Raw genomic sequence first — 16,269 nt, 5'->3', positions numbered from 1 at the left:
CCCCAATACCGGAAGTTTATCCCTTTGGGAGCATAATCAAAGGCTTACAATAAAACCTTAATCTATTTTCGGACTCATGAAAATGATTAAGACACAAGCCATCCTGTTGCTTCTCTTGCAATGCAGTATAAGCCTACTTGCTCAGGAGCCCAAAATTCATCAGGAAGAAATTACCATTGATTCCATAAGCATCAATAAGAACTGGCGCACCAAAGATGCCATTATCCTGCAGGAGCTGAACCTGAAAATGGGCGACCAAACAACGAGGAGTGCCATCGACACGTCCATGCTTAAAATCTGGAATATTGGAAACTTCTCCACCATCAACTATGAAATCACTTCACTACCGGATGGGCAAAATCTGCTTAACATCACCGCCAAAGACGCCTTTACAATAGTCCCCAACTTATCTTTCAATGGAAATAAAAACAATTTCCAGTTTTCGGCTGGCATAAACGACAACAACTTTTTGGGCCGAAACATTGGACTCGAGCTCAACGGAACCACCGGAACAAACAACAAACACCTTAGGATCAGAACATCAATTCCACGCCAGCTTCTTTACCGCAACATGGCTCTCTCTGGTAGTTTCACCTACGGAAACAGCATGAACTACCAATACGCAGGAGGGCAAAAAATACGGGGAGTAGGCTATCTGAAAAAAGAATTTTCACTCGGTATTTCAAATCCATGGCACACAGATTTCAAGTACAACTTCTCGCCCGATATCAGCCTTCACCTGACCCAACATGCAACAGACAGCACCCTTATCAGCGCAGACATCACCCACGCCGACAACTACGAGGTCTCTTATCTTCAGATTGGTATAAGCGAATCAATGGGCTACATCAAACAAAAACGCCATCAAAAAGATGGCTATCACCTGGGCATGGGTGTGGGCTGGGGACTTGGCCTCACAACCGACAGCCCAAGCTATCACACCATATCAACCGGAGCGTCCTATCACAAACTATTCAATCGCGTGGTTCAATTCTCGTGCTCCGCCACAACGGCCTATACCTCGACCAACATCCCTTCCCTGCTTTTCTACCGAAATGATGTAAAAGGAACTTATGCCGGCGAGGTTTCCGGAAAAGCCTATTATGCAGCCTCCATCGGAAGCGAACTGACCTACTTCAACCGACAATGGCTTGCTATGGTTCAGTCCTTCTATTTCAACCTGGGGAATGGAGCTTCAAAATACCTCAGTCTATTTAATGCTAAACCATACTATTCAGCCTATACCAATCTAAAGTTAAGGGTTCCTTCCATTCCATGGCTGGCCATTAGCGTCGATTTTGTTTGGTCGCAACGCAAAGACAACTGGGTTATTCTGAATTTATGAACCTCTTTTTTCTCTTCCCAAACAGCTCCCAATCTATCCGAAACATAAGCTTTTCGTTAAACTTACAAACAGTGATATTTATCCATCTTTTCCTCGATAAAAAAGCATTCTTTTGCAGCCCAAGCCACCTGTCAATTCAAGGTGAAATGACAACAATTAATTAGCAATCGAGATAACAAAAGAGGAAATGACACAAGAATATAAAGAAAAGCTGAAAACAACCTTCATGGATTACTTGGTAATCACCTTCGGGATGACGCTATACGTCCTTTGCTGGACCGTATTCCTGATTCCTGCGGAGATCACCGGAGGTGGTATCAGTGGGTTGTCAGCAGTTATCTTCTACGGCACCAACATTCCAATTGCGGTTTCCTACTTTGTTATTAATGTGTTCCTTATCCTTATTGCCATCAAAACACTCGGAACAAATTTCGGGATCAAAACAGTTTTTAGCATGGCTGTAGCCACCTTCCTGTTTTGGTTAACTCCCGGCATGATCACCACTCCGCTAATTGATGACACCTTCCTGTCGGCTGTACTTGGCGGCATGCTTGGCGGCGCAGGTATCGGCATTGTTTTTACCCGTGGCGGCAGCACCGGCGGAACCGACATCATCGCCATGATTATCAATAAAAACCGCAACATCAGCCCGGGGCGTATTATCATGTATTGCGATGTTATTATTATTGCCTCCAGTTATTTTGTGTTTCAGTCGCCCGGAAAACTTGTTTATGGCTTTGTGAACATGTGGGTTGTTTCCTTTGCAATCGATGCTTTTTTGAATGGATCGAATGCTTCTGCCCAAATTTTTATATTTTCGAAGAATTTTGAAGAAATTGCCAATTACGTCAATAATAATGTAGGTAGAGGCGTTACGGTAATGGACGGAACAGGTTGGTACACCCAGCAAAATGTAAAAATAGTCATGACCGTTGTCCGGAAAAGAGAATCCAGCCTGATTTTCAGAAAGCTAAAAGAAATAGACCCTGAGGCGTTTATTTCGATGGGAAGTGTGATGGGCGTTTTCGGACAAGGATTTGATAAGATGAAACATTAATATGAAGAAATATATTGCAGAAGTTATTTTTTTACTAGTCGCTATTAGTTTATTGGTTCTATTTATAACAAGCCCCCCCGAATCGAAACCGGAACGAGTTCCCAAACCGGAACCAATCCCAATCCCTGAACCGGTCTTGCAATTTGGCCTTCCGGCTGATTCGTTTAACATTGAAACCGACAACATCCTGCGCAACCAGAACTTATCCGACATTCTGGTAAAGAAAAATATTTCGTACCAAATGATTGACCAGCTCGCGCGAAAATCGAAACCCATTTTCGACGTGCGAAAAATAAAACATAAAAACCGCTACCACTTTTTCCTAAAGAAAGACAGCCTTCACACACCGGCCTATTTCGTTTATGAGATTGATAACACCGACTATGTGGTTTATCTTTTAGGCGACTCCATTGACGTTTACCGAGGTCAGAAACCAATCCATCGGGAATTGAGAACCGCCTCCGGCACCATCAAATCGTCGCTTTGGAATGCCATGACGGACAATAACATCAATCCGGTATTGGCGAATGAACTGTCCGACATTTACCAGTGGACCATCGATTTCTATGGCATTCAGCGGGGCGATCAGTTCCGATTGATTTATGAAGAAATGTATGTCGATTCCACCCCGATTGGCATTGGCGAAGTTTATGCCTGTCAGTTTCAGCATATGAAGCAGGACTTCTACGCTTTCCTGTTTGAACAAGACAGCACCTTAAGCTATTTCGACGAAGAAGGGAATAGTCTTAAAAAGGCTTTTCTGAAATCACCCTTAGAGTTTTCGCGCATTAGCAGTCGCTTTTCAAACAGCCGATACCATCCGGTATTAAAAATAAGACGTCCACATCATGGCATTGATTATGCCGCTCCAACCGGAACACCGGTGCGATCAATCGGCGATGGCGTCATAACTCGCAAAGCCTACCAGCGTCGTGGCGGTGGAAACTATGTTTACATCAAGCACAACTCGGTGTATACAACATGCTACATGCACCTGCATGGCTATGCAAAAGGCATGGCCCCCGGAGTGCGCGTCAAGCAAGGACAAGTAATCGGGTATGTGGGAGCAACCGGGCTGGCTACAGGGCCGCACCTCGACTTTCGGGTTTTCAGAAACGGATCGCCGATGGATCCGCTCAAAGTGGAAGCTCCACCGGTGGAACCGGTTTTTGAAGCCAATAAAGCTAGTTTTAATGCTCTTAAAGACTCTCTAAGTAAGCAACTGGAGTTAATTCCTTTCCAACAGTAGGGCATACGAAATTTCCGGGCCACACTTAAAGTTAAGATCTACTAGAGGAAAAACTGATTTCTCCTCTGGTAGATGGCCTCAATCGAAGTCGTTAGTCTTCCTCTTCAGCAAAAAGAACTTCCTCAATCACCCGGGGGAAATGCTCCAGTTCGAGTTCATGAACTTTCCGGGCCACATCCTCTGCCAGATCACCCTTCACCAATTCGCAGGTAGCCTGGAAGATAATATTCCCTTCATCATACCGCTCATTCACATAATGGACAGAAATACCCGAAACTTTCTCTTTATTCTGCACAACGGCATCGTGCACAAAACGACCATACATTCCTTTTCCACCATACCTGGGCAACAAGGCTGGGTGAATATTGACGACTTTAAACTCCTCCGTAAGGTATTTTGGGACCAACCAAAGGAAGCCTGCAAGCACAATCATGTCAATTTTTCGATCAACGAGCTCCTCCAGCACGTCAACGCTACCATAAAGCTCATCGCGCGAAAAAGTAAAAGTCTCAACTCCAAGTCGTTCGGCACGAATAAGCGCATAGGAATTCTCATTATTCGACCACAATGAATCGACAGTAACATGTCGGTTATTCTGGAAATACTCGATGATATTCTGAGCATTAGTGCCTGATCCTGAGGCGAAAATGGCAATCTTCTTCATCTTATTTTTAATTCTGATTCGTTTTTGAATATTAGACTCACATGTTCAAATATAGTTTAGATAATCAACAACTTACAGCTCCAAACAGCTATTTATTTCGATTTTTCTTTGATATATTTTGGGTAAATTTATTACTTTGCACCGGATTTTTTAAAAACAAAATTGAATATTAACTTAAAATTAGAACTATGTCTGATATTGCAGGTAAAGTTAAAGCAATTATTGTCGACAAATTAGGCGTTGACGAAAGTGAAGTGACTAACGAAGCTTCATTTACAAATGACTTAGGTGCAGATTCGCTTGATACTGTTGAGTTGATCATGGAATTCGAAAAAGAATTCGATTTAGCTATTCCAGACGATCAAGCTGAAAAGATTTCGACAGTAGGAGAAGCTGTTTCGCACATCGAGGCAAACGTAAAGTAATAAATTTGAATTAAACATTTATGGAATTTAAACGGGTAGTTATTACCGGACTTGGAACCGTGAGCCCGCTTGGTAATTCTGTTGAGGAGTTTTGGGAAGCGCTGAAAAACGGAGAAAGCGGAGCTGGTCGAATTACGAAATTCGATGTTGATCTGCAAAAAACTCAGTTTGCATGCGAAGTCAAAGACTTTGACCCTACAGTTTATGTAGAGAAAAAGGAAGTGCGCAAGCACGATCTTTACACGTTGTATGCCTACGGTGCTGCACAACAAGCAATGGAAGATTCAGGTCTTGACCTGGAAACCATTGATAAAGATCGTGCCGGTGTTATTTGGGGAGCAGGAATCGGAGGACTTCAAACATTTTTTGAAGAATCCCGGGCCTACAATATTGAACGCCCCAAGTTTAATCCGTACTTTATTCCAAAGATGATTGCCAACATAGCCGGGGGTATGCTCTCCATCCGTTACGGATTCAGAGGACCAAACTTCACGACAGTTTCTGCTTGTGCCTCGGCGTCTCATGCTATAATTGAAGCCTTCAATTACATCCGCATGGGCAAAGCCAACCTGTTCATCACAGGTGGATCAGAAGCAGCAATTAACGAAGCCGGATTAAGTGGTTTCAATTCCATGCGTGCACTTTCGACCAGAAATGATGACCCCAAAACAGCATCTCGCCCATTTGATAAAGACCGCGATGGTTTTGTCATGGGGGAAGGTTCAGGCGCCCTTATTCTTGAGGAGTATGAACACGCTGTAAAACGTGGTGCCAAAATCTATGGCGAAGTTGCCGGTGGAGGAATGTCTGCAGACGCTTACCACATGACTGCCCCTGATCCTGACGGCAAAGGCGCTACTTTAGTCATGAATTGGGCTATGGAAGATGCCGGCATAAAACCGGAAGACGTTGATTATATCAATGTTCACGGAACCTCTACTCCACTAGGAGACATTGCAGAGCCAAAAGCAATTCAAAAATGTTTTGGCGAGCATGCTTATAATTTAAGCATCAGTTCCACCAAATCGATGACCGGACACTTGCTGGGAGCAGCTGGTGCTATTGAAGGCATTGCCTCCATTCTGGCTATCAGAGATGGAATTATTCCTCCAACAATCAATCATTTTACTGATGATCCTGAGATTGACAGTAAATTGGATTTCACCTTTGGAAAAGCCAAAGAGCGTAAGATTACTTATGCCCTCAGCAATACCTTTGGTTTTGGAGGACACAACGCGACTGTTATTTTTAAGAAATACTGAATAAGTGATTAGAAATATCGCACAAAAAATAAAACTCTTTTCTTCACCGAGAAAAGAGTTTTATTTATTTTTACGAGCACTATTTAACAGTACTCCAAATAACCTCAAGTTATACGAAACCGCGCTTACCCACCGGTCGGCCTCCAAAACGGATTCGCAAGGAAATTGGGTTAATAATGAGCGCCTGGAATATTTGGGCGATGCTATTTTAGGAGCCGTCATTGCCGAGTTCTTATACAACCGTTTTCCAAACATGGACGAGGGTTTTCTCACACAAATGCGCTCCAAGTTGGTTAACCGGAGCTTCCTGACGGAGTTAACCTTTCAGATTGGACTAAACTACTACATCCAGTCCAACACCAACAACACTAAAGAGAACAGCCATATTTACGGCGATGCGCTGGAAGCCATTATTGGTGCCCTATACCTGGATAAAGGCTACCAGGTTACCCGACAGTTTATTATCCGAAAACTGCTCTTACAACAAGTTAATCTGGACGAAATTCAACATACCAACACCAACTACAAAAGTCAGTTAATTGAATGGAGCCAGAAGAATAAGAACGATGTGGATTTCGAAACGGTTGAAAAAACGACCTCAGATAGTCGCCAGCCACTCTTCCAGTCCACCATTACTGTCAACAGCCAGTTAGTGGGAAAAGGACAAGGAGCTTCAAAGAAAGAGGCGCAGCAAAATGCCTCAAAAGAAGCGCTGGCCAAACTGGATCAACTGGACGTTTAAACCAAACAACTGCCAACTGCCCTCCATTACCATTCTCCCAAGCAAAAAAAAGCGGAGTCTTTCAACTCCGCTCTAAAAACTAAAACCTAAATTCTATTTATAAAAAAATACTGTCTATCTACTTTTCTGTAAAGTATTGTTTTACATTTGCTTGTCACAAATATAGAGACTGAAAGCGTTTAACGGTGCAAACAAATGTTAAAGCCTGTTAAGAATTTCGCTTCTAAAAACTTTCGGGAATCCCTTTACTGTATGCAATGTTAAATATTGTTAAGCAGCGAATTACCCTATCCTTTAAAGATTATCTTTGTACCTATGAGCAGAAGAGTTATCATCTTTTTGATTGTGATCATGGCCACCGTAATGACCAGCTTGATCGTGGTGCAAACCAATTCAATTAAAAAAGCTTTTCAGATAAAAGAAGAACAGTTTGACCAATCAGTCAACCGAGCCATCTATCAAGTTGTTCGTAGGCTGGAAATGGAAGAAGCCTCCCGCCTAATTGCACAAAGCAACCAACAAGCCTATAACAGCTCTATCTTCCCCAGAAAAAACCAACAAATTAAAGTTTTCCCGGGAACCGCCAATAGCACTGAGCCCAACACCCAAGGAGATGTCAATATTTCCTTTCGGTTTTCAAAGCAAAAAACGACTGGAAGCTACAGCGAAGAGCTATCGATTACCTACAATGACTCGAGCGCAATTTTCAATAATGAACGAGGTATGCCGGGCGAGTTTCCTTCTGCCTTTAATGAGATTCATGACTACGACGGATACATCCGTCAGCAGTATGAGATGCGCATGAATCAACAAGCCAACTATTATCGCATTTTGCAAAATCAATATCTCTTTTCGCAATTGCCCGTGAAAGACCGTATTGACAGCAAAACCTTAGAACGCACACTTCAAAATGAATTTGAAAACTCAAACATTAACCTGGAATACAAATATGCTGTTTTCACCTATCCCCCCGGGCAGGAGGTAAAAGTTTATGGTAGTTCCGATTTTAACCTGGAGAATAAAAAGCCATACAAGAATCTGCTTTTCCCGAACGACGTCATTGAGGTAAAGCCTAACTATTTATCCGTCTATTTTCCAAAGCGACAAAGCTACCTTTTGAAAGAGGCCGGCCTAATGGTGATCCCAACAGCAATTTTAACCGCCATGCTGATCGGCATTTTTGTGTACACGATTCTGATTATTCTGAAGCAGAAAAAACTGTCGAAAATTAAGAATGACTTTATCAACAACATGACGCATGAGCTGAAAACCCCCATTTCAACCATATCATTGGCCAGCCAGATGCTACACGACAACAGCATCAGCAACACCCCTCGAACCATTGAGCACGTCTCGAATGTGATTTTGCAGGAAAGCAAGCGCTTAAGTTTTCAGGTGGAAAAAGTCTTACAGATGGCTGTTTTCAACGAAGGCCGACTAAAATTAAAATTCAAGGAAGTCCATCTAAATGACTTGATAAACAATGTAATTATCAACTTTGAATTGCGTGTCAAGAGTAAAAATGGCACTCTTGCATCGGCCATAACGGCTGAGGATGATCTGATTAAAGGAGACGAAGTACACATCACCAACGTGATCTTCAACCTGCTTGACAATGCCATGAAGTACAGCAAAAGTACGCCAACGATTGAAGTAAAAACGGAAAACAAAAATGATTTCGTGATCGTTTCCATTAAGGACAATGGCATAGGAATTGCTAAGGAACATCAAGACCAGATTTTTGAACGGTTCTACCGGGTCCCAACGGGTAATGTGCACGATGTAAAAGGCTTTGGACTAGGACTTAGCTATGTAAAGAAAATCATTGACTCTCATCAAGGAAAAATAAAAGTTGAGAGCATCCTAAATAAAGGAACAAAATTCATGATCTATTTCCCACTAAATGTGAAAGTAAATGGAAACAAAAGCAAAACTTTTATTGGCCGAAGACGATGAAAACTTAGGCCTCTTATTAAAAGAATACTTAATCGCCAAAGGATACGACACCGACCTTTTTGGCGACGGCGAAGTTGCTTATGAAGGCTTCAAAAAACATCAATACAGCCTATGCATCCTCGATATTATGATGCCCAAAAAGGACGGCATGACACTGGCCAGAGACATCCGCATGATGAATTCGGAGGTACCCATTATTTTCCTGACAGCCAAAAACCTGAAAGAAGATGTTTTAGAAGGCTTCAAAATGGGAGCTGACGACTACATCACTAAGCCTTTCAGTATGGAAGAGCTGATCTTCCGGATTGAAGCAATTCTGCGCCGCACCAGCGACAGCAAGAGTGCCGAGCAATCAACCTATCAGTTGGGCAAATATACTTTCGACCACCGCAAGCAAACCTTGGTTACCGATGACGAAACCGTGAAGCTGACAACCAAAGAATCTGAGCTACTGCGCTTACTGTGCAACAATGCCAACGATGTACTGGAACGTAACTTTGCGCTGAAAACCATCTGGATTGACGACAACTATTTCAACGCCCGAAGCATGGATGTGTACATCACCAAACTACGGAAGCACCTCAAAGATGAACCGGCTGTCGAAATCATCAATGTGCATGGAAAAGGCTACAAGTTGATCATGTAATCAGCCATATACAAAATACATAGAATCCCGCCCATTCGATTGGACGGGATTTTTTATGAATGATTATCCCCACACATTCCGGATTGTTTATTGTCGCAAACTTTTGAGTTTCGAATTCAGAATAGCTCACCACTTCTAACCGAACGTTTATTCGAACAAGCCTTCCTCCAGATCGAGGGCAGAGAGTTGAAGCATAAACTGGCTATACTCTTCTACCAAGTAGTCGAAAAAAGCTTGCCCCTTCTCCGCACTGGCCAAATAAGGAGAACCAATGCCAGTATCCTGGCTCACTTCGGTCCATTTCCGTTCGGCCCACGCCCAGCCTTCATTCAAGGCCTGCACCTTAAATTGCTTGCTCTCCCCGCTTCCTGCTTTTCTTAAAGGCAGCACCAGATCGGGACACAAATATAGCATCAAGCTGGTTTCCGACTCATCGGCGTGATCTCCGGGAGCATCAAAAAAACGCTCACGTCCGGATAGTTTGAACCACGAACTAGTGCAGATCAACAATTCAGGGAAACGGGTATTTACCTCCCGGATGATTTGCTTGAAATCGTTTCCGCCATGCCCATTCATAATCAGCAGCTTTCGAATATTCTGACGACTCAGGCTTTCAGCAACATCGAATAAAATTTTAGTTTGAGTAGAAGGATGGAAATTAATGGTCAGCTTAATGTCCAACTGTCCAGTGTTAACGCCAAACGGTATGGCAGGCAAAACAAGGACATTGGCTCCTTGCTCATTCGCCTTTTGGGCCGAGGCTGCTGAAATGGCTTCGACCTGATAATTATCGGTACCATAAGGCAAATGATAGTTGTGAGCTTCAGTGGCTCCCCAGGGAAGAATTACCAAATCGACGTCTTGGCTCTTAATGGTTTTCCAGTTGTTTTCTGCTAGATAAGATGATCGCATGGTGATTTGATTTAGGATGGATGAATTTAAGAACTAAATTCTGTTTCTCAAATTGGTTTCTAAATAAGCCCCAAAGCTAAACCCTTTTTAATAGCAGGTGTTTAACCCTTTTAAATTGATCTTTCATGAAACCATTCGTCTATATTCCGATCCTTATAGCTTTGCTTAGCTGCCAGTCAACTTCTGAAAATAAAAAAGAACAGCCCTTCTTGGCAAACGATACTATCTCTAGTTGCTGCTCTAAGCTGCCTGATCGCTTTTCCTCTGCCAACAGTCCATCGGTTATTCCTGCTGAAGCAGCAAAGGCGCAGAAGCAAGGCATGATTTATATCCCGGGAGGAAACTTTACAATGGGAGGCGATTCCATTTGGGGGCGCCCCGATGAGTTCCCACATCATGAAGTAACAATTTCGTCGTTCTACATGGATGAACACGAAGTGACTAACAGACAGTTTCAGGCGTTTATTGATGCTACTGGCTATGTAACAATGGCTGAACGAAAACCCGACTGGGAAGAACTGAAAAAGCAGGTTCCACCAGGAACGCCCAAACCTTCTGAAGACGTTTTGGTTGCCGCATCGCTTGTTTTCAAACCAACCGATGGTTCCGTGTCTCTCAATAATCCAACAATTTGGTGGACTTGGGTATCGGGTGCCGACTGGCAACATCCGGAAGGACCGGGCAGCTCCATCGAGGGCAAGGAAGATTATCCAGTAGTGCATGTATCGTGGGAAGATGCCGCGGCCTATGCCCAGTGGGCGGGCAAGCGTCTGCCAACCGAGGCCGAGTGGGAATATGCTGCCCGAGGAGGACAACAACAAATCATCTATCCCTGGGGCAATGAACTGATCCACGAAGGACAGGTGAAAGCCAATTCCTGGGATGGACGTTTCCCTTATGAAAATCTGGCAAACGACGGTTTTGAGCGTGCCGCCCCGGTGAAGCAATACGCCGCAAATGGCTATGGGCTATATGACATGGGTGGTAATGTATGGGAATGGTGCGCCGACTGGTACCGAAACGACTACTACCAAACTTGTTTAACAGAAGGCGTCGTAACCAATCCGCAAGGCCCTGATCAGGCCTTTGATCCGGATGAACCCTATGCTCAGAAGAAAGTAACCCGTGGAGGTTCATTTTTATGCAATGACCAATATTGCTCAGGCTTTCGGGTTTCAGCTCGCATGAAAACAAGTTGGGACACGAGTCTCAACCATACCGGCTTTCGCTGTGTGGTTTCAGCCAACTAGCGAAAGAGGAATTCGCTAAATTTTGTCCCAACTTATGGCTGTCCGCTACGGGATTTCAGTATGTTTTTGTAGTTTTAAAGCAAGTTATAACGAATGGGTGGCTCACCGAACGCTATGTGTTTCAAGATGACCTTGTTGTCGAAACTTAAAATCCATTCGTATTTCATCTTCCCCATCGGAACTAAGAATCAAAGGACATTTCCTGCCAGGAAAAATATGAATTAATTCCGAGCGAAGATTAAGATGAGGGTTATTAACCAATAAAACATACAAAATGAATTTAGAGTATCCCATTGATATCGATTTACTGGATAAAAAATATAGTATTGAAGGCGAAGTAGGATTCATGGAGATGGAAGGCGAACTGCCTTTCATCAGCATCTCAAACAAATATGCCCAGGCTGACATTTGCTTATATGGTGCTCATGTAATGAGCTTTACACCACACAAAACGTTCGAGCTGCTGTGGATGAGTCCGGACAGCTTTTCGGAGGAAGGCAAAGCGATTCGGGGTGGAATCCCGGTTTGTTTCCCTTGGTTTGGGCCGCACAAAACCGATCCTCAATTACCACAGCATGGTTTTGGCCGCCTGACGTATTGGGAGGTTGTTGAAACCAAATCGGAAGCTACTGGCGAAACCTTTATTCGTTTTCAACTCAACGCCTCGGAAGCTACCAAAACGTATTGGCCTTATGATTTCTCAGCCGAATTGGCCATTACCGTAGGCGCGCAACTGCAGCTGAGTTTGAAGGTTACCAACACCTCTTCCGAAGCTTTTGAATACAGCTGTGCCCTGCATTCGTATTTTAACCTGTCGGGAATTGAAAACATTCATATCGAAGGCTTGCAGGGAACCACTTATTACAACCAGCTCACCAACGAGCACGCCGTTCAGGAAGAACAAAACCTAACAATATCAGAGCCTCTCACCAGGCACTATCTGGATACTCAATCGCCAGTCGTCATTTCGGATCCCGTTTTCCGCCGACGAATTCAGGTTCAAAAAGCAGGAAGCCAGGTCACCACCCTTTGGAATCCCGGACAAGAAGCTTGCCTCAACATACAGGATATTCCGGATGAGGGCTACGAAACCTTTGTTTGCGTGGAAGCGACCAATGCCTTTAAGCATTGCATTACGCTGGCTCCGGGCGAATCACACCAAACAGCAACAACTATCGGGCTGGACGAGTAGTTTCTCAAAAGTCATCATTAAATCACCTTAATAAAAAAGCAAGCTAATCGTTTAGAAATACAGATTCGACTATGAACATATTTGCTGAGAAAGAAATTGCACAAGAATATGATGCCTACTATGGAACACCCCTGGGCAAGCAAATCGACCTGCTGGAAAAACAGATGATTGAAGATTTAATCCAACCAATGACTCCGGGAAAACTATTGGAGATTGGCTGCGGCACCGGCCATTGGACTGCCTTTTTCAGTCAACAAGGATTTAAGATAACAGCCACCGATGTGTCTGAAGCCATGCTTGAATTAGCTAGAGAAAAACAACTCCCCAATACTGAAATTCAAACCGCCAGTGTTTTTCAACTACCCTTCCCCGACAACCATTTTGACCAGGTAGGCGTCATTACAGCCTTGGAGTTTTGCGGCGATATTCCCCGTGCATTTGCCGAAATCAAACGGGTATTGAAACCTGGAGGATGGCTCATTGCCGGTTGCCTCAATGCCGACTCGATCCTGGGTAAAAACAAAGCGCAGGATCCGGTTTTTAAGCATGCCCATTTCATGAAAAAAACAGAGCTTCACAAACACTTATCGACCATTGGAGAACCAATCCTGAAAATCGGGGTTCATCTTTCACCTGAGTTTAAACTCGTAAATAAAACGACTGAGGAACAAACAATTCCTGGGGTTTTCATGGCAGCAACCGTTCAAAAAACAAACTGATGTACATTACCGTCGAAATAAGCTATTACCCACTCACCGAGAATTACGACCAGCCTGTATTTCAACTGCTGGATTTACTCAACAACCAGCCAGAAATAACGGTTGAATCAGGCACCATGAGCACCTTGATTCGTGGAGAATATGATGAAGTTATGCAAATACTGAACACCAGCATGAAAGAGTTGATGCGTAACTACCCTTCTGTATTTAATCTAAAAATTGCCAATGCCTGTGAGCTAAAAGAGCCGAAGTAGGCCATCAACTCATAGTGATCGCAAAGGATCGTGATTTTGGTGAACTTTCCCCAGCAGGCATTCGTTGGTACTAACAAACCAATCAGGTTCCGTTTCACACACATAAAATCAAGATAAAATCGATCACATGAATACAAAACAATTCGTATTGGCATCGCGCCCCAAAGGCACCCCTACCCTTCAGAATTTCAGAAAAGAAGCCGTTGAACTACCACAAATACAAGAAGACGAAGTCGCCCTGAAAGGGCTGTTTTATTCGGTTGACCCGTATATGCGTGGGCGAATGAACGATGCGAAATCGTATGTACCGCCTTTTACGATTGACCTGCCACTGGAAGGTGGCGTGGTGGCCGAAGTAACAGACAGTAAGTCATCGCTATTCAAAACCGGCGATTTAGTTGTCGGAGTCCTTCCCTGGCGTGAGCAGATGACAGCCTCAGCAAAAGGCTTACAAAAAATTGATCCGGCAGTTGGACAAGCTAGTTACTTCCTAGGGATACTGGGCATGACTGGCCTTACCGCCCATTTGGGATTAACACTAATCGGTCAGCCGAAAGCCGGAGAAACAGTTGTGGTTTCGGGTGCTGCCGGTGCTGTCGGAGTTGTGGTCGGTCAGATTGCAAAGATTAAAGGTTGCCATGTTGTCGGGATTGCTGGAAGCGATGAGAAAGTAAACCTACTAAAAGAAGATTTCGGTTTTGATGAAGCCATCAACTACAAAACCACGCCCGACATGCAAAAAGCCATAGCCAAAGCTTGCCCCAAAGGGGTTGATATTTATTTTGACAATGTTGGTGGTGACATTTCGGATGCGGTTATCAATAATATTAACTTCCACGCCCGGATTCCTCTTTGTGGTCAAATTTCGCTGTACAACAATACCGAGACACCCGTAGGACCGCGAATTCAACCACGGCTACTCACTCGAAGTGCCCTCATGCAGGGATTTATTGTCAGCGATTTTGCCAAGCACTTCCCTGATGCACTGAAAGAATTAACAGGATGGGTTATGGCTGATCAGTTGAAATTTACTGAAACGATAATTGATGGCTTCGACCAATTACCATCAGCTCTACTTGGACTGTTTAAGGGTGAGAACACCGGAAAAATGGTTGTAAAAGCCTGAGTGACCAGAGGAAAGCTTACGACTGAATTGGGTTGCTAAGTTTTATTTCTTACAAACTTCCACTGCCGGCCACAATCAAAACAGGTATAGCTCCTTTTCAGGAACGGGAATAAAATCCCTGAAATAACGAAAACGACGACCATCAGCACTTTCGGCTTTCGGTTGATGCTGATATTCGCAGACTGACAAAACGGACAATGCTCCCGATCGAAATGATCGGCTTTTGACAGACGAACAACTTCCTGCGATATTGATTCAGAGGGCGCATAAGCGCCCTTTTTCAATATTTTCAAACCTTCAGCGTAAGCTGATTCCCTTACCTGTAATTTTATTCCCCCAATCGCATTCGAGTAAAAATTGTGAACCTGCACAGTCATTTCATCCACCAGCACACAGTCAATTCCCTCTGATTTCAAAAAGCTTTGAGCCACGTGCGCCTCATGAGGATATGTAAAAACCATCAGGGTTTTCCATGCGTCTACAGGTATCTGTTCCATCAGCTATAAATTTAATCTACTCCTCAGGGAGTGGCACAAAATCCGTTTCACCCAATACAGGTCGAAACTTTTGCTCTTTCCAGTTCTGCTTTGCTGCATCAATCCGCTCCTTATCAGAATGAACAAAATTCCAGTAAATAAAGTGCTCTTCAGAAAAAGGCTCACCACCCAACAGATAAACAACTGAGTTTTCGCCCATCTCAAAGGAACACAAGCTACTGTCTTTGGCAACTAAAAGCTGATTGGGCAAGTAAGTATGACCTTCACTATAAATATGCCCTTGGGAGAGGTACAAAGCACTCTCTCCAAAAAGATGGGCACCAAGTGTTATGCAAGTCCGCTGTGTGCTTTTAAGCTCAATGAAATACATGGCACTATGAACCGGCACCGGAGATTTTCGTCCAAAGGCTTCGCCGGCAATCAACTTCACCTGAACGCCATCTTGCTCCCACTGAGGGAGATCACTCGCTTCAACATGAGTAAAAGAAGGCTCCATATCCTCCAGCTGCTTTGGCAATGCCACCCATATTTGCAAGCCATGCAGGGGCTTGCTTTGTTTTCGCAAATAGTCGGGTGTCCGTTCCGAATGCACCACTCCCTTTCCTGCAGTCATCCAATTGACTTCGCCGGGTTGAATTTCCACTTCAGAGCCGAGGCTGTCCCGATGCATAATAGCCCCTTCAAACAGATAAGTCATCGTAGAAAGCCCGATATGCGGATGTGGAGCGACATCTAAATTCTCGCCAGCTTCTAAATTAGTTGGTCCCATATGGTCAATAAAGACAAAAGGACCAACGGCACGTTTCTGAAGAAAAGGCAACAATCGTCCCACCAAAAACTGGCCTATATTGGCCGCCCGCTCTTCTATTATTAATTCGATGTTTGACATTCCTTAAATTAAAAATCCACTTACTCTGTTAATTCATTCGTTCATAAGCATTCGGTTAAACAGGAGTTTGCATCTATTGACAAT

17 protein-coding genes are annotated in these 16,269 nt (G+C 43.8%); 13 read left to right on the top strand and 4 right to left on the bottom strand.

Features of this window, described 5'->3' with window-relative positions:
- The first annotated feature begins 76 nt into the window (after window positions 1-76).
- The 3 genes from ACUNWA_RS03255 (at window position 77) to ACUNWA_RS03245 (ending at window position 3,651) form a co-directional block, all read left to right on the top strand.
- Complete coding sequence (locus ACUNWA_RS03255) at window positions 77-1,345, top strand: hypothetical protein (protein ID WP_445590447.1); 1,269 nt, start codon at window positions 77-79, stop codon at window positions 1,343-1,345.
- A 187-nt stretch (window positions 1,346-1,532) separates the two neighbouring features.
- On the top strand, window positions 1,533-2,402 hold the full coding sequence (locus ACUNWA_RS03250; protein ID WP_445590446.1) for a YitT family protein: 870 nt from the start codon (window positions 1,533-1,535) through the stop codon (window positions 2,400-2,402).
- A 1-nt stretch (window position 2,403) separates the two neighbouring features.
- Window positions 2,404-3,651, top strand: coding sequence for a peptidoglycan DD-metalloendopeptidase family protein (locus ACUNWA_RS03245; RefSeq protein WP_445590445.1), 1,248 nt, complete (start codon window positions 2,404-2,406; stop codon window positions 3,649-3,651).
- A gap of 91 nt (window positions 3,652-3,742) precedes the next feature.
- Here ACUNWA_RS03245 and purN read toward each other — a convergent pair whose 3' ends face one another.
- Window positions 3,743-4,315, bottom strand: coding sequence for a phosphoribosylglycinamide formyltransferase (purN, locus tag ACUNWA_RS03240; protein WP_445590444.1), 573 nt, complete (start codon window positions 4,313-4,315; stop codon window positions 3,743-3,745).
- Window positions 4,316-4,503: 188 nt separating this feature from the next.
- Between purN and ACUNWA_RS03235 the strand changes: the two genes are divergently transcribed.
- The 5 genes from ACUNWA_RS03235 to rprY all read left to right on the top strand — a co-directional run bounded on the left by ACUNWA_RS03235 (window position 4,504) and on the right by rprY (window position 9,346).
- Window positions 4,504-4,740, top strand: a complete 237-nt coding sequence (locus ACUNWA_RS03235) for an acyl carrier protein (RefSeq protein WP_159521093.1) — start codon at window positions 4,504-4,506, stop codon at window positions 4,738-4,740.
- Window positions 4,741-4,760: 20 nt separating this feature from the next.
- Window positions 4,761-6,002 (top strand): beta-ketoacyl-ACP synthase II, encoded by a 1,242-nt coding sequence (fabF, locus tag ACUNWA_RS03230; RefSeq protein ID WP_445590443.1) that lies wholly within the window; start codon window positions 4,761-4,763, stop codon window positions 6,000-6,002.
- Between the two features lie 4 nt (window positions 6,003-6,006).
- On the top strand, window positions 6,007-6,744 hold the full coding sequence (gene rnc, locus ACUNWA_RS03225) for a ribonuclease III (RefSeq protein ID WP_445590442.1): 738 nt from the start codon (window positions 6,007-6,009) through the stop codon (window positions 6,742-6,744).
- Between the two features lie 315 nt (window positions 6,745-7,059).
- Window positions 7,060-8,700 (top strand): sensor histidine kinase, encoded by a 1,641-nt coding sequence (locus ACUNWA_RS03220; RefSeq protein WP_445590441.1) that lies wholly within the window; start codon window positions 7,060-7,062, stop codon window positions 8,698-8,700.
- Window positions 8,660-9,346: a response regulator transcription factor RprY gene (rprY, locus tag ACUNWA_RS03215; RefSeq protein ID WP_445590440.1), complete on the top strand. Its 687-nt coding sequence runs from the start codon at window positions 8,660-8,662 to the stop codon at window positions 9,344-9,346. Before ACUNWA_RS03220 ends, rprY begins: the two co-directional genes overlap by 41 nt.
- Before the next feature lie 147 nt (window positions 9,347-9,493).
- Here the strand turns inward: rprY and ACUNWA_RS03210 are convergent, their stop codons facing one another.
- A complete protein-coding gene (locus tag ACUNWA_RS03210) occupies window positions 9,494-10,258 on the bottom strand; it encodes a creatininase family protein (protein ID WP_445590439.1) in 765 nt (254 codons plus the stop codon).
- A 125-nt stretch (window positions 10,259-10,383) separates the two neighbouring features.
- On the opposite strand from ACUNWA_RS03210, the gene ACUNWA_RS03205 reads away from it, so the two are divergent.
- The 5 genes from ACUNWA_RS03205 to ACUNWA_RS03185 all read left to right on the top strand — a co-directional run bounded on the left by ACUNWA_RS03205 (window position 10,384) and on the right by ACUNWA_RS03185 (window position 14,799).
- Window positions 10,384-11,508 carry a formylglycine-generating enzyme family protein gene (locus ACUNWA_RS03205; protein ID WP_445590438.1) on the top strand — a complete coding sequence of 375 codons (1,125 nt, stop codon included), beginning with the start codon at window positions 10,384-10,386 and terminating at the stop codon, window positions 11,506-11,508.
- Between the two features lie 274 nt (window positions 11,509-11,782).
- A complete protein-coding gene (locus ACUNWA_RS03200) occupies window positions 11,783-12,700 on the top strand; it encodes a D-hexose-6-phosphate mutarotase (RefSeq protein ID WP_445590437.1) in 918 nt (305 codons plus the stop codon).
- A 71-nt stretch (window positions 12,701-12,771) separates the two neighbouring features.
- The gene (locus ACUNWA_RS03195) at window positions 12,772-13,419 is read left to right on the top strand and encodes a class I SAM-dependent methyltransferase (RefSeq protein ID WP_445590436.1); all 648 of its coding nucleotides are present in this window, start codon (window positions 12,772-12,774) and stop codon (window positions 13,417-13,419) included.
- Window positions 13,419-13,673 carry a hypothetical protein gene (locus tag ACUNWA_RS03190; protein ID WP_445590435.1) on the top strand — a complete coding sequence of 85 codons (255 nt, stop codon included), beginning with the start codon at window positions 13,419-13,421 and terminating at the stop codon, window positions 13,671-13,673. The genes ACUNWA_RS03195 and ACUNWA_RS03190 overlap by 1 nt, the downstream gene beginning before the upstream one ends.
- Window positions 13,674-13,800: 127 nt before the next feature.
- A complete protein-coding gene (locus tag ACUNWA_RS03185; RefSeq protein WP_445590434.1) occupies window positions 13,801-14,799 on the top strand; it encodes an NADP-dependent oxidoreductase in 999 nt (332 codons plus the stop codon).
- Between the two features lie 35 nt (window positions 14,800-14,834).
- On the opposite strand, the gene ACUNWA_RS03180 is transcribed toward ACUNWA_RS03185, so the two are convergent.
- Both ACUNWA_RS03180 and ACUNWA_RS03175 read right to left on the bottom strand, forming a co-directional pair.
- Window positions 14,835-15,296, bottom strand: a complete 462-nt coding sequence (locus ACUNWA_RS03180; protein ID WP_445590433.1) for a putative signal transducing protein — start codon at window positions 15,294-15,296, stop codon at window positions 14,835-14,837.
- A 16-nt stretch (window positions 15,297-15,312) separates the two neighbouring features.
- Complete coding sequence (locus ACUNWA_RS03175; RefSeq protein ID WP_445590432.1) at window positions 15,313-16,185, bottom strand: pirin family protein; 873 nt, start codon at window positions 16,183-16,185, stop codon at window positions 15,313-15,315.
- Window positions 16,186-16,269: the final 84 nt, after the last annotated feature.

The sequence above is a fragment of the Sunxiuqinia sp. sy24 genome (genome assembly GCF_052677165.1).
This window is presented reverse-complemented; position numbering and strand designations above follow the sequence as displayed.

Bases quoted from the DNA above. Each gene is read 5' to 3' on its own strand.
- ACUNWA_RS03255 (WP_445590447.1), top strand. From the start codon at position 77: ATGAAAATGATTAAGACACAAGCCATCCTGTTGCTTCTCTTGCAATGC.
- ACUNWA_RS03250 (WP_445590446.1), top strand. From the start codon at position 1,533: ATGACACAAGAATATAAAGAAAAGCTGAAAACAACCTTCATGGATTAC.
- ACUNWA_RS03245 (WP_445590445.1), top strand. From the start codon at position 2,404: ATGAAGAAATATATTGCAGAAGTTATTTTTTTACTAGTCGCTATTAGT.
- purN (WP_445590444.1), bottom strand. From the start codon at position 4,315: ATGAAGAAGATTGCCATTTTCGCCTCAGGATCAGGCACTAATGCTCAG.
- ACUNWA_RS03235 (WP_159521093.1), top strand. From the start codon at position 4,504: ATGTCTGATATTGCAGGTAAAGTTAAAGCAATTATTGTCGACAAATTA.
- fabF (WP_445590443.1), top strand. From the start codon at position 4,761: ATGGAATTTAAACGGGTAGTTATTACCGGACTTGGAACCGTGAGCCCG.
- ACUNWA_RS03220 (WP_445590441.1), top strand. From the start codon at position 7,060: ATGAGCAGAAGAGTTATCATCTTTTTGATTGTGATCATGGCCACCGTA.
- rprY (WP_445590440.1), top strand. From the start codon at position 8,660: ATGGAAACAAAAGCAAAACTTTTATTGGCCGAAGACGATGAAAACTTA.
- ACUNWA_RS03210 (WP_445590439.1), bottom strand. From the start codon at position 10,258: ATGCGATCATCTTATCTAGCAGAAAACAACTGGAAAACCATTAAGAGC.
- ACUNWA_RS03205 (WP_445590438.1), top strand. From the start codon at position 10,384: ATGAAACCATTCGTCTATATTCCGATCCTTATAGCTTTGCTTAGCTGC.
- ACUNWA_RS03200 (WP_445590437.1), top strand. From the start codon at position 11,783: ATGAATTTAGAGTATCCCATTGATATCGATTTACTGGATAAAAAATAT.
- ACUNWA_RS03195 (WP_445590436.1), top strand. From the start codon at position 12,772: ATGAACATATTTGCTGAGAAAGAAATTGCACAAGAATATGATGCCTAC.
- ACUNWA_RS03190 (WP_445590435.1), top strand. From the start codon at position 13,419: ATGTACATTACCGTCGAAATAAGCTATTACCCACTCACCGAGAATTAC.
- ACUNWA_RS03185 (WP_445590434.1), top strand. From the start codon at position 13,801: ATGAATACAAAACAATTCGTATTGGCATCGCGCCCCAAAGGCACCCCT.
- ACUNWA_RS03180 (WP_445590433.1), bottom strand. From the start codon at position 15,296: ATGGAACAGATACCTGTAGACGCATGGAAAACCCTGATGGTTTTTACA.
- ACUNWA_RS03175 (WP_445590432.1), bottom strand. From the start codon at position 16,185: ATGTCAAACATCGAATTAATAATAGAAGAGCGGGCGGCCAATATAGGC.